10 protein-coding genes and 1 riboswitch are annotated in these 13718 nt (G+C 29.9%); all 10 genes read left to right on the top strand.

What is annotated here, in order from left to right; genetic code table 11:
• Window positions 1-14: 14 nt before the first annotated feature.
• Entirely contained in the window at window positions 15-1049 is a 1035-nt protein-coding gene (locus tag BEN51_RS10180; RefSeq protein WP_119866612.1) for a LacI family DNA-binding transcriptional regulator, read from the top strand.
• Between the two features lie 10 nt (window positions 1050-1059).
• On the top strand, window positions 1060-2616 hold the full coding sequence (gene malQ, locus BEN51_RS10175; RefSeq protein ID WP_236906287.1) for a 4-alpha-glucanotransferase: 1557 nt from the start codon (window positions 1060-1062) through the stop codon (window positions 2614-2616).
• 184 nt (window positions 2617-2800) lie between these two features.
• Window positions 2801-3334, top strand: coding sequence for a GNAT family N-acetyltransferase (locus tag BEN51_RS10170; protein WP_119865957.1), 534 nt, complete (start codon window positions 2801-2803; stop codon window positions 3332-3334).
• A gap of 68 nt (window positions 3335-3402) precedes the next feature.
• Window positions 3403-3966, top strand: coding sequence for a GNAT family N-acetyltransferase (locus BEN51_RS10165; RefSeq protein ID WP_119865956.1), 564 nt, complete (start codon window positions 3403-3405; stop codon window positions 3964-3966).
• 82 nt (window positions 3967-4048) lie between these two features.
• A complete protein-coding gene (locus BEN51_RS10160) occupies window positions 4049-4573 on the top strand; it encodes a nitroreductase family protein (protein ID WP_119865955.1) in 525 nt (174 codons plus the stop codon).
• 119 nt (window positions 4574-4692) lie between these two features.
• Window positions 4693-5199 carry a hypothetical protein gene (locus tag BEN51_RS10155; protein ID WP_119865954.1) on the top strand — a complete coding sequence of 169 codons (507 nt, stop codon included), beginning with the start codon at window positions 4693-4695 and terminating at the stop codon, window positions 5197-5199.
• A 90-nt stretch (window positions 5200-5289) separates the two neighbouring features.
• On the top strand, window positions 5290-6933 hold the full coding sequence (locus BEN51_RS10150; protein WP_119865953.1) for a cell shape-determining protein: 1644 nt from the start codon (window positions 5290-5292) through the stop codon (window positions 6931-6933).
• Between the two features lie 223 nt (window positions 6934-7156).
• Window positions 7157-11509: a DNA polymerase III subunit alpha gene (gene polC / locus BEN51_RS10145; RefSeq protein ID WP_119865952.1), complete on the top strand. Its 4353-nt coding sequence runs from the start codon at window positions 7157-7159 to the stop codon at window positions 11507-11509.
• Between the two features lie 250 nt (window positions 11510-11759).
• Window positions 11760-11900, top strand: a riboswitch (SAM riboswitch).
• A 105-nt stretch (window positions 11901-12005) separates the two neighbouring features.
• Window positions 12006-13043 (top strand): methionine ABC transporter ATP-binding protein, encoded by a 1038-nt coding sequence (locus tag BEN51_RS10140; protein ID WP_119865951.1) that lies wholly within the window; start codon window positions 12006-12008, stop codon window positions 13041-13043.
• Complete coding sequence (locus BEN51_RS10135; protein ID WP_119865950.1) at window positions 13043-13678, top strand: methionine ABC transporter permease; 636 nt, start codon at window positions 13043-13045, stop codon at window positions 13676-13678. The genes BEN51_RS10140 and BEN51_RS10135 overlap by 1 nt, the downstream gene beginning before the upstream one ends.
• Window positions 13679-13718 lie beyond the last annotated feature (40 nt).

Here is a 13718-nt window from a genome sequence, read left to right as displayed (position 1 = left end):
GGGGGTAGAATATGATAAACATAAGAGATATAGCTAAAATTGCAGGAGTTGGTGTTAGTACAGTTTCGAGAGTAATAAATAATCATCCAGATGTAAAAGAACAAACTAGGGAAAGAGTTTTAGAAATTATAAAAGAAAATAATTATATTCCTAATAATAGTGCAAGAAATTTAAAAAAGAACAATACAAAAAATATTGGTGTTTTAATTAAAGGGGTATTTAATCCGTTTTTCTCTGAAATGCTAGATTTAATAAGTAAAAGGATTTCAAAAGCAGGATATTCTATGATATTAGAACATCATGATTATCTAAGCGATAATGAAATTAAAAACTTAATATCAATAGTAAAAGAAAAAAGATTACAAGGAGTAATTTGCTTAGGAGGAAACTTTGAAAATATAAGCAATGAAGATTTTGATGATATAGAAGTACCAGTAGTTTTGACTTCAATAAATCATAAATATGGAAAGGAATTTTCAAAATTTTCTTCAGTAACAATAGACAATGTACACTCTGCATACTTAGCCACTGAACATTTAATAAAATGTGGCTGTAGATCTATTGCAATTATGCTAGGGGATGAAAAAGATTTAGGGATAGGTTTTCTAAGAGAAGAAGGATTTTTAAAAGCCCTAAAAGATAATAATATTAAATTTAATAAAGAGTTTAGATTATTAGGAAGATTTGATTATAGAGGAGCTTACAACGAATTAAAAAATATTTTAGACAAAAATGCAGATATTGATGGAATATTTGCAATATCAGATATTATGGCAGTTGGTTGTTCAAAGGCTATAAAAGATAGTAACTTAGAAATTGGCAAGGATATCTCAATAGTTGGGTTTGATGGTATGGACATAAGTGAATTTTATAGCCCTACAATTACAACAATTAAGCAACCAAAGCTTGAAATGGCTGAGTTGAGTGTAGGATTATTATTAGACTTACTGGAAGGTAAAACAGAAAATAAACATATTATATTAGAAACTGAATTAATAGAAAGAGAATCATCAAATTATAAAAAATTTAAAAAGTCTTATGGAAAATGAGGTAGAATTTATGGAAAGAAGTAGTGGAATTTTAATGCACATTTCATCTCTGCCAAGCAAATATGGAATAGGAACCTTTGGAAAGGAAGCCTTTGAATTTGTTGACTTTTTAAAGAAAGGCGGACAAGAATATTGGCAGATACTTCCTTTAGGTCAAACTAGTTATGGTGATTCACCATATCAAAGTTTTTCTGCCTTTGCTGGGAATCCTTACTTTATAGATTTTGACATTTTAGAAGAAGAAGGATTATTAAGCAAGGAGGATTATGTAAACTTAGATTATGGTTTAGATGAAAATAAAGTTGATTATGCTAAATTATTTATCAATAGATATAAGGTTTTAAGAAAAGCTTTTGAAAATTCAAAAAATGAGAATATAGAGGAATTTAAAAAATTTAAATTAGAAAATAAATTTTGGCTTGAAGATTACTCTTTATATATGGCTGTAAAAAATCATTTTAAGCTTGTAAGCTGGCAGGAATGGGATGATGATATAAGATTAAGGAAAAAGTCAGCCCTTGAGCATTATAGAACTATTTTAGAAGAGGAAATTGAATATTGGAGTTTTCTTCAGTATTTATTCTTTAAACAATGGAATAGACTGAAGAAATATGCTAATGATAATGGAATTAAGATAATTGGGGATATTCCAATTTATGTGGCAGAAGATAGTGCAGATGTATGGAGTAATCCAAAATATTTTAATCTAGATGAAAATTTAGTTCCTAAAACTGTAGCTGGAGTACCACCAGATGCCTTTACAGAAGATGGTCAGCTATGGGGAAATCCAATATATAATTGGGATAATCTTGAGAAGGATGGATATTCTTGGTGGATTGATAGGATGAGGGAAAGCTTTAAATTATATGACGTTGTTAGAATAGACCACTTTAGAGGTTTTGAATCCTATTATGAAGTTCCATATGGAAATAAAACTGCAAAAATAGGTAAATGGAAGAAAGGCCCAGATGTAAAACTATTTAATGCTATAAAAGATGCCTTAGGAGAAGTAAAAATAATAGCTGAAGATCTAGGATATATGACAGAAGCTGTAATTAAAATGAGAGAGGCTACAGGTTTTCCAGGAATGAGAATATTGCAATTTGCCTTTGGTGATGGAGATAGTCAAGATCTTCCACATAATTATCCTGAAAACTGTGTAGCTTATACAGGAACCCATGATAATGAGACAATAATGGGATGGTATAATTCAGTGGGAGAAAAAGAGAGAAAGAAAGCTATTAAGTATTTAAACTTAACCTATGATGAAGGAATTGCACAAGGAATGCTTAGAGGAATTTGGGGAAGCAAGGCATACTTAGCTATTGCAACAATGCAAGACCTTTTAAGTCTTGGTAAAGAAGCTAGAATGAATATTCCTTCAACCCTTGGAGGTAACTGGACTTGGAGAGCTTCTAGGAAAGATATAAATGATAAATTAGCCGAAAAATTATTTGAAATGACTAAGTTATATGGAAGACTTAATAAGTTCAAGTTTGAAAAAGAAATCCTAGTTGAAGAAAAGGATGAATTTAAAGAAGATAATATAGCAAAGTTAACGAAATAAATTATTTTTCATATTAAATCCCTTTTATTAAATAAAAAATCTCTGTTTTTATAGCAGAGATTTTTTTATAAATTATGATAATGAAAAATATTACATTATTTGAAATGAAAAACAACATATTATATAATTAATTTTAAAATAAATAGAAGCAATGTTTTATTGAAATCTATGGGGAGGTATGGGAATGAAATATTTCAAGAAATTAGTAGGCAAGAATGTATATTTATCTCCAATGAATGTTGAAGATGCAGAAATATATACTAAATGGTTAAATGATTTTGATGTAACAGATGGCGTAGGAAATTCTACTATGATTTTATCTGTAGAATACGAAAGGGATTGGATTATAAAAAATTCTAATCAATATCAATTTGCCATAGTAAGATTAGATAATGATAAATTAATTGGAAATTGCAGTATTCATGCAATCAATCAAATAAGGCAATGTGCAGAAGTGGGATTATTTATAGGTGATGAAGAAAATCGCAATAAGGGTTATGGAGAAGAAGTTCTTAATTTATTATTATATTATGGATTTAATTATTTAAATTTAAATAATATAATGCTTAGAGTATTTTCCTTTAATGAAAGAGCTATTAATTGCTATAAAAAAGTAGGCTTTAAGGAAATGGGAAGAAGAAGACAATCCTATTACTTAAGGGGGAATTATTATGACGAGGTTTATATGGACATATTACGAGAAGAGTATAATAAATAAAGTGAATAGTATTTTTTAATTTCCAATGAATAATTGAAGATTGTAAATTGAATTTAGGGGGTGTAGAAATGAAACATTTAGGAACAGTAAAAATAGAAACAGATAGATTAATTTTACGTAGGTTTAGAGAAGATGATGCAGAGGCTGTATTCAAGAATTGGGCTAGTGATGAGGAAGTGACAAGGTTTTTAACCTGGCCTTCACATAAATCAATAGAAGTAACAGAAAAAGTATTATCAGAATGGATTAAGGGTTATTCAGAAAATAAATTTTATCAATGGGCAATTACTGTTAAAGAAGATGGGGATGAACCTATTGGCTCTATTAGTGTAGTTAGCATGAGGGAAGAAATAGAGATGCTTCATATTGGATATTGTATAGGTAGAAAATGGTGGCATCAAGGAATAACTTCAGAAGCCTTCAAAGGAATTATTAAATTTCTAATAGAAGAAGTAGGAGCTAAACGTATAGAATCCCGTCATGATCCTAATAATCCTAATTCAGGCAAGGTAATGTTAAAATGTGGCTTAAAGTATGAAGGGACCATGCGCAAAGCTGATATTAATAATCAAGGAATTTGTGATGCTGCTTTCTATGGACTTTTAGCAGAAGATTATTATACAAAAAAATAGAATAATTATTATCCTTACTAAAATAATTATATAATATTATAATTGTTTTAATAGAGAATTTCGTCTATAGGAGGAATATAATATGATTGAATTACTAAAATCAAGAAGAAGCATTAGAAGATATGAAGATAGGGAAATAGAAAAGGAAAAAATTGATGCTCTTTTAAAAGCTGCTCTTTTAGCTCCATCCTCAAGAAATAGAAGACCTTGGGAATTTATAGCTGTAACAGATAAGGAACTTCTTAAAAAGTTATCTGAAAGTAAAGAGCATGGCAGCAAATTTTTAGAAGGTGCAAAGTTAGGCATAGTAGTAATTGCAGATAAGGAGGTCTGTGATGTTTGGATTGAAGATGCCTCAATAGCAGCAACTTTAATACAAGTTACAGCCCATTCATTAGCATTAGGCTCCTGCTGGATTCAAATGAGGGAAAGAATGCGTAATAAAGAAGAAAAAGCAGAAGATTATATAAGAAAGCTACTTAATATACCAGATAAATACGGGGTAGAATGTGTTATAAGTGTAGGTTATCCAGCAGAAGAAAAGAAAGCTTATGAAGAAAGTAATTTAGACTATACCAAGCTTCACTATAATTACTACAATGAGTAATAAATATTTAAAAAAATAAAGTTAGAGTTAACTCTAACTTATTTATTTTTAATAAATTATATTTATAAAAAGTAGTTTATGATATAATTTATATAATGTGTAAAATAGGAGGAAGGGTATTGAAATTTAAGGGGCAAAAAATTAGTTTTAAAATTTTTATTTTTTTATTTATAGTATTATTAATAGTAGGCAGTTATATTCATGCAGAAATAACAAGTGATATTCCTAATGATTTGCCTGAGGTAACTATAAAATATCAAGGTGAAAAAGTTTCTTCAACTCATGGGGAATATGCATGGTTAATTAATTTTTCAAAGGATCAGCCTAGAACAGGTAACAGTTATCTTGTAGGGCCTTCCTATTATATAGGCAAGAATTTATCAAGCTTTGAAGCAAAAGCTAATGATGAAATTAATATAATTTTTGAAAAGGCTCCTCCAGAAATAATTTTGACAAGATGGAATGTAGGAGATTCAGAAAATGAAACTAGTGAAAAAATAGAAGCTTATAAGAAGATGAATACTATAAAACTTCCAGATCAAAAGGGAGAATATATTTATGAAGTTAGAGGAAAGTGGAGTGATACTAATTTTACAGTAACAGTATTTAGAACTATAGTTAAGTAATATTTTGCATTGCAAAATATTACAATTCATAATTCTAATATTGCAAATTATGAATTGTACATTGTGAATTGTTTTTACGGGGGTATTTAAATGAAAAAGAAAATCGGACTATTATTAGGGATATTATTACTTATTTTAATATGGTTTATATATTACTTCATTATGCCTGTATTAAATATAAAATTTTTATTTAATGCTATAGTAATTTTAGTTGGAATAATATTATTAATTCCTGCAATTTATTATGCTTCTATTAAAGAAAATGTTAATGATGAAGCAAGCGTTAAGAAGAATAAAAAAATTTCAAAGACTTTATTTAGCTTATTAATATTAGTGATAATAATAGCTTTGGGGGTTAATTTAGCAAGTTCAAAAATGGTTAGTGCAAAAAAATATAGAGCGCTAGCTGGTGATGTTAAAACGGAAGAGTTTGTAGATAATGTTAAAGAAATAGAGTTGAAAAATATTCCAATTATTGATGAGGAATATGCTATCCGTGTTGCAGATAAGGAAGTTGGACAAATTCCTTCCTTAGGGTCGAGGACTGATTTGGGAGATATGACTTTACAGCAAGTAGGAGATAAACTATATTATGTTGCTCCCTTAGAGCCTTCTGGTATTTTTGCTTGGCTTAAAAATAGAGGAACTGAAGGTTATGTAATGGTTAATGCAACTTCATTAAATGATGTAAAGTTAGTGACAGAACTTAATGGACAAGCTTTAAAATTAAAATATTCAAAAAGAGCTTACTTTGGCGATGATATAAAAAGACATATTTATAAGAATATAAAAACAGTTGGTTTTACTGATTATTCCTTTGAGATAGATGATGAAGGCAGACCTTATTGGATAGTAACAGCCTATGATAAAGGGGTAGGAATAAGAAGTGAAAAAGTTATAGGAATAGTTCTTGTAGATGCACAAACAGGAGAAAGCACATATTATGATGATATTAGTAAAATACCTGAATGGATTGATAGAGTTCAACCTATTGACCTAATGGTAAAGCAAATTGAGTGGTGGGGAAAATATATCCATGGTTTTTGGAATTTCTCTAAAACTAATAAATTAGAAACAACCAATGGTACAGGAATTATTTATATAGATGATATATGCTATTACTATACAGGTATGACAAGTGTAGGGGTTGATAATTCAAGTGTAGGCTTTATGCTTGTAAATAGTGTAACTGGAGAGAAGACCTTCTATAAAAATTCAGGTGCAACAGAAAATGCTGCAATGAGTTCAGCAGAAGGAAAGGTTCAAAACTTAGGATATAGTGCAAGTTTCCCATATTTAATAAATGTAAATAATGAAGCAACATATTTTATTCCATTAAAAGATAATGAGGGGTTAATAAAACAATATGCAATGGTAAATGTAGAAAATTATAATATTGTAGGTGTAGGTAATAATATTGAAGAAACTTACAATAATTATATTACTGCATTAAACAATGGAAATAAAAATACTACAGATATAGAGGCTAATGGAAATGCTAAAAAGGAAACTCTAACAGTTGATAGAATTGGAAGTATTATATCTCAAAATGAATTGGTATTTTATATTACAACTGTAGAATATCCTGAAAAATTAATTATTGTATCTCAGGGGCTATCAAAAGAAACACCTTTAACTAAGGAAAAGGATAAAATATCTATTTCCTACTATGAAAATGGCAATAGCTCAATAAATGCAATTACTTTTGATAACTTAAATATAAATATTAAATAATTAAAATATTAACATAAACTCCAATCATAGATATTCTATGAGTTGGGGTTTTTTATTAAATAGGACAAGTAAAATATATAAGATAAATTGAAGAAAAGATATTTTTAAACATTTAAATTCTATATAAATAAAATTATGTCATAATTCTTACATAGCAAATTTTAAGGCTATCTAGTATAATATTAGTATGCTAAAAATTTGCAGAGAAAGGTTAAGAAATAACATGAAAAAAATAAGTGAAATTTTTAGTGACTATGCCTTGGGGGGGAATATAAACACAGCAGTAATTGAGGGAGTTACTTTAAGAAAAAAGACTAAAACTCTTGAAATGAAATTAAGCTGTGATAAATATATTGAGATTGGAGAAATAGAATCTTTTAACAATTTCATTAAAGAAAGATTTGCCCTAAATGATTCAAAAATTATAATAAATTATACTGAAGCTTCCTTTGAAAGATCAATAGAAGATAGAGTTAAGGAAGTTCTAGACTTTTTATCAATTAAACACCCTTTCTTAAAAGCTGCAATAAATAATTGTAAATTAGAAATTAATGATATTTGTCTTAATTTTAGTTTTAAAATGGTTATTTCTGAAATGCTTAGGGAATTAAAATATGATAAAAAAATTCAGGATTCATTAAAAGCTTTATACGGAAAAACATATAAAATTAATTTTATTGATGACGTAAGCGAAGAAGAGCTAATTAAGTTAAAGGAAAACAACTTAATTAAAGAAAAAGTCATTATTCAAAAGGATGTTCAGGCAAAACAAAATAATAACAATAATAATGCAACGCCAGTTAAGCTTGTTCCAGAAATTAATCAAGAAGCAAAAGCAGAAAATGACAGTAAAAATAAGAATTCACTATTGATACTAGGTAGAAATGGAAATATAAAGGATCCTGTAATTAAGATTACTGATATAACACCAAATGAAGGAAGAGTTGTTATACAAGGTGAAATATCGAATATAGATGCAAAGGAATTAAGAAGTGGAAAATTATTAGTTTCTTTTGATTTATATGATGGATCAAGTTCAATCACCTGTAAGGCTTTTGTAAAACCAGGGGAAGGTGACGAGGTATTTTCAAGATTGAAAAAGACAAAGGCAGTAAAGCTTCTTGGTAATGCAGGCTATAGCAGTTTTTCTGGAGAAGTTGAAATAATTGCTAATACTATACTAGAGGCAGAAGCCATTAAAAAGGCCACTAGGATGGATACTGCAGAAGTTAAGAGAGTAGAGCTTCATATGCATACTCAAATGAGTCAAATGGATGGAGTAACTAGTGCTACTGATTTAATTAAGAGAGCCATGAGCTGGGGGATGAAGTCTATTGCAATAACAGACCATGGAGTTGTTCAATCCTTTCCAGAAGCTCATAAACTTTTAGGAAGAAATAATCCAGATATGAAGGTTATTTATGGAGTTGAAGCTTATTTAGCACCAGATAAAAAGCCATCTGTAACGAATTCTATGGGACAGTCTATTGATACAACCTATTGTGTACTAGATTTAGAAACAACAGGTTTTTCTGCTGTTACGGAAAAAATAACTGAAATAGGTATTATGAAGGTTAAAGATGGTAAGGTAATAGATAAATTTGGCTGCTTTGTAAACCCTGAAAAGCCTATTCCAGCAAAGGTTGTTGAAGTAACTAACATAACTGATGATATGGTAAAAGATGCAGAGACTATTGATAAAATCTTCCCTAAAATATTAGATTTTATCGAAGGAAGTGTTTTAGTTGCTCATAATGCTGAATTTGATGTTGGTTTCTTAAAGCAGAATGCAAAAGTTTTAGGTTATGAATTTGATTATACCTTCATAGATACTTTAGCCTTAGCAAAGGAATTATTTCCAGAATATAAGACCTATAAACTAGGAAGAATAGCTAAGCACTTAGGTATTAAGGTAGAAGTTGCCCATAGAGCCTTAGATGACGTTGACACAACTGTTAAGGTGTTTAATGTGATGATAGACATGTTAAAGGAAAGAGGAGTAAAAACTCTTGATGACATAGATAAATATGCCTCAGATGAAATAGCTAAGAAGGAAGAATTTAAAAAGCTTAAAACTTATCATGCAATAATACTTGCAAAGAATTATGTAGGTTTAAAGAATTTATATAAATTGGTATCTTATTCACATTTAGATTATTTCTATAAAAAACCTCGTATTTTAAAGAGTATGTTCAAAAAGTACTCAGAAGGCTTAATCATAGGTAGTGCCTGCAGTGAAGGAGAGCTTTATCAAGCAATATTACTTGGAAGGTCTGATGAAGAAATTGAAGCAATAGCACAGGAATATGATTATTTAGAAATCCAGCCTTTAGATAATAACGAATATTTAATTAGGACTGAGCAGGTTCCTGACAGGGAGTATTTAAAAGAAATTAATAGAAAGATTGTTGATTTAGGAGAAAAGTTAAATAAACCTGTAGTAGCAACTGGGGATGTTCACTTCTTAGATCCAGAAGATGAAATATATAGACGTATAATTGAAGCAGGGCAAGGCTTTAAGGATGCTGATAATCAAGCTCCACTTTATTTAAGAACTACAGATGAAATGCTTAAAGAGTTTTCGTATCTAGGAAAAGATAAGGCTTATGAAGTAGTAGTAGAAAATACAAATAAAATTGCAGATATGTGTGAGCAGATTAGTCCAATATCTCCAGAAAAAGCTACTCCATATATAGATGGATGTGAGCAGACCATTAAAGATATTGCCTATGGAAAGGCTCATGAATTATACGGCGATCCATTACCAGAAATAGTTCAAGCAAGATTAGATAAAGAGCTAGATTCTATTATAAAAAATGGTTTCTCGGTGATGTATATAATTGCCCAAAAACTGGTGTGGAAGTCAAATGAAGATGGATACTTGGTAGGTTCAAGAGGTTCCGTTGGTTCATCTATTGTTGCTTATATGACAGGGATAACAGAGGTTAATGCTTTGCCTCCTCACTATAGATGTCCTAAATGTAAGTATTCAGATTTTACAGATTATGGCTGTAATAATGGAATTGACTTACCTGATAAAGATTGTCCAGTATGCGGTGAAAAACTTGCAAAAGATGGTATGGATATACCTTTTGAAACCTTTTTAGGTTTTAATGGAGATAAGGAACCAGATATAGACCTAAACTTTTCAGGAGAATATCAAGCAAAAGCACATAAATATACTGAAGTTATCTTTGGTAAAGGAACAACCTTTAAGGCTGGAACAGTTGGTACAGTAGCAGAAAAAACAGCCTTTGGATATGTTAAGAAATATTTTGAAGAAAGAAATGTAAATGTTAATAAGGCAGAAATGTTGAGATTATCAAAAGGTTGTACAGGAATAAAGAGAACAACTGGACAGCATCCAGGTGGAATTATAGTAGTTCCAAAGGGAAGAGAAATATTTGAGTTTTGTCCCGTTCAACATCCAGCTGATGACCCTAATTCAGATATTATTACAACCCACTTTGATTATCACTCAATAGATCAAAACTTACTAAAGCTTGATATACTTGGTCACGACGATCCTACAGTAATAAGAATGCTTCAGGATTTAACTGGAGTAGATCCTAAAACTATACCTTTAGATGATAAGGAAACTATGTCTATATTTTCATCTACAGAAGCTTTAGGAGTAACACCAGAGCAGATAAATTCTCAGGTAGGAACCTTTGGAGTTCCTGAGTTTGGTACTAAGTTCGTTAGGGGAATGCTTGTTGATACAAAGCCAAAGACCTTCTCAGATCTCTTATGTATATCAGGGCTTTCACATGGTACTGATGTTTGGTTAGGAAATGCTAAAGACCTAATTGATACAGGAATAGTAACAAGTATAAGTGAAGCCGTATGTACAAGAGATGATATTATGGTTTACTTGATTAAAAAAGGTCTTCCGCCAAATACTGCATTTAAAATTATGGAACTTGTTCGTAAAGGGAAGGCTTTAAAAGATCCAAAGTGGCCTGAATATGAAGCACTAATGAGGGAAAATGATGTGCCTGAATGGTATATAGACTCTTGTAGAAAGATAAAATACATGTTCCCTAAAGCCCATGCAGCTGCTTATGTAATGATGGCCTTTAGAATAGCTTGGTTTAAGGTTCATATACCTATTGCTTATTATTGTGCATATTTCACTATAAGGGCAAAGGCCTTTGATGCAGAATATATGATTTTCGGAAAAGAAAAAGTAAAGGCAAAGATGAAGGAGATTGAAGATTTAGGTAATGATGCAGCTCCTAAAGATAAGGATATGTATGATGATTTAGAAATAGTTTTAGAAATGTATGAAAGGGGCTTAAGCTTCCTGCCAATTGATTTATATAAATCTCACGCTACAAAGTTCAAAATTGAAGATGGGGCTTTAAGACCACCTCTTAATAGTATAGCAGGTATGGGAAATGTAGCTGCTGAAGCTATATATAGTGCTGTTAATAGTGGAATTCCAATAAGTTCAATAGAAGACTTAAAGAAAAGAGATAGGGTTGGTAATTCTGCAGTAGAGTTATTAAGAAAATTTGGTTGTTTAGAAGGTCTTCCAGAAAGAGATCAATTAAGTTTTTTTGATGTAATATAATTAAAGTGCGAATATAAAGGCTAGATAAAAGGAGATGTTTATTTCACATAATTCTCTTTATCTTTGTTAATTTATATTCGCACTTTTTATTAGTTCAAAGATTAATATTTAAAATGAAAAAACACTTACTAATTGCTGTGATATAGAAGCTTATTAATGATTTAAAATAAAAGTTTTAAAATTTTTATTGACAAATTTATTTCCAGATAGTAATATAAATAACAACAAACAATTAAATATGAAATACGTTATCTTATCAAGAGTGGTGGAGGGACTGGCCCTGTGAAACCCAGCAACCTTTAATAGAAGGTTATTACTTTATGCAAAAGCATAAGGTCTATTTTCTATTAGTTTGGTGCTAAATCCTGCAGCTTTGGCTGAAAGATGAGAGAGTAAATTTGAATGTGACTTATGCTGCACTTAGGATTTATTCTTGAGTGCAGTTTTTATTTTCTTAAATTATTTGATTGCCAAACTATAAAAGGAGGACCAATTTGTGATTGAAATTACTAATTTAAGCAAAAGTTTTAATAATACAGAAGTATTAAAGAATGTCTCTGTACATATAAAAGAAGGCGAAATATATGGAATTATAGGTCATAGTGGAGCAGGAAAATCAACTCTTTTAAGATGTATAAATGGTTTAGAAGCCTATGATAAAGGAACAATAAAAGTTAATGGAAAAGAAGTTGAAAAATTAAAAGGGTATAGATTAAGAGAATTTAGAAAAGATTTAGGAATGATATTTCAAAGCTTTAATCTTTTAAAAAGAAAAACTGTTTTTGAAAATGTAGCACTACCTTTAGAAGTTTGGGGATATGAAGAAGAATATAAAAAGTATAAAGAGGAATGTAGTAAAGAAGGGAAAAAGTCTCTAGGTTATAAGAAATATCAAAAAGAAAAAATAGAAAAAAGAGTAAATGAATTATTAAGCTTGGTTGGTCTTTCAGAAAAAGCAAATGAAAAAACAACAAGTTTAAGTGGTGGTCAAAAGCAAAGGGTTGCAATTGCAAGGGCTTTAGCTCTAGAACCAAAAATTCTTCTTTGTGATGAAGCTACTTCAGCATTAGATCCAAAAACTACAAAGGATATATTACAACTTTTATTAAAGATAAATAAGGAATTAGGAATTACAATCGTAGTAGTTACTCATCAAATGGAAGTTGTTAAGGAAGTATGTGAAAGAGTTACTTTATTAGAAGGTGGAATAGTAAAAGCTGAAGGAAGGGCGGAAGATTTATTCTTAAATCCAGGACTTTCATTAAAGAAATTTCTTGGAGATGATGAGGACGAGCTTCTACCTAATGAAGGTGTAAATATTAGATTATTTTTCCCAAGCAATTCCTCAGAAAATGCTCTTATAACAAAAATGGCAAAGGAGCTAGATGTTGATTTTTCAATAGTTTGGGGAAAATTAGAGAAATTTAGAGACAATGTTCTTGGAAGTTTAGTAATAAATATAGATGAAAAAGATCAAATTAAGGTTATAGAGTATTTAGAAAAGAAAAATATAATTTTGGAGGTGATTAACTAATGTCAGAAATTTTATTACCAGCCATATATGACACCATTGTAATGGTATTTTTCTCTACATTATTTGCAGTAATTTTAGGTTCAATACTAGGAATTATATTAGTTTTAACCTCACCTAAAGGCTTAAAGGAAAATAGGACAGTATATCAAATTTTAGACGCGATAATAAATGTTTTAAGAAGTTTTCCTTTTATAATTTTGATAGTAGTTATTATTCCTTTAACAAGAACAATTGTTGGAAGATCAACAGGAACAGCAGCTGCAATAGTTCCACTAACAATAGCAGCAGCACCTTTTGTTGCAAGAATAATAGAAGCATCCCTAAAGGAAGTTGATCCAGGCGTTATAGAAGCAGCAAAAAGCTTTGGAGCTTCAAATGCACAAATAATTTTTAAAGTTATGATAAAGGAGGCAGTTCCTTCCATAATATCAGGTTTAACATTAACCGTAATCAATATAATTGGATATTCTGCAATGGCTGGATCAGTGGGTGCAGGCGGACTTGGTGATGTAGCTATAAGATATGGCTATCAAAGATATGAAACTGATGTAATGATTGTAACAGTAATACTATTAATTATAATAGTTCAAGGCTTACAATCTTTAGGTAATAATTTATATAAAAAATTATCTTAATAATAAACTAATAAATTAAAAAATAATAAATTTAAGGGGG

Origin of the sequence: Clostridium isatidis, assembly GCF_002285495.1 — a bacterium.
GTDB classification, from domain to species: domain Bacteria; phylum Bacillota; class Clostridia; order Clostridiales; family Clostridiaceae; genus Clostridium; species Clostridium isatidis.
The sequence above is the reverse complement of the archived record's forward strand: the minus strand, read 5'-3'. Positions and strand labels throughout refer to the sequence as shown.

Excerpts from the sequence above, each read along its gene's own strand:
- malQ (WP_236906287.1), top strand. The coding sequence starts at position 1,060 with ATGGAAAGAAGTAGTGGAATTTTAATGCACATTTCATCTCTGCCAAGC.
- BEN51_RS10170 (WP_119865957.1), top strand. The coding sequence starts at position 2,801 with ATGAAATATTTCAAGAAATTAGTAGGCAAGAATGTATATTTATCTCCA.
- BEN51_RS10165 (WP_119865956.1), top strand. The coding sequence starts at position 3,403 with ATGAAACATTTAGGAACAGTAAAAATAGAAACAGATAGATTAATTTTA.
- BEN51_RS10160 (WP_119865955.1), top strand. The coding sequence starts at position 4,049 with ATGATTGAATTACTAAAATCAAGAAGAAGCATTAGAAGATATGAAGAT.
- BEN51_RS10150 (WP_119865953.1), top strand. The coding sequence starts at position 5,290 with ATGAAAAAGAAAATCGGACTATTATTAGGGATATTATTACTTATTTTA.
- polC (WP_119865952.1), top strand. The coding sequence starts at position 7,157 with ATGAAAAAAATAAGTGAAATTTTTAGTGACTATGCCTTGGGGGGGAAT.
- BEN51_RS10135 (WP_119865950.1), top strand. The coding sequence starts at position 13,043 with ATGTCAGAAATTTTATTACCAGCCATATATGACACCATTGTAATGGTA.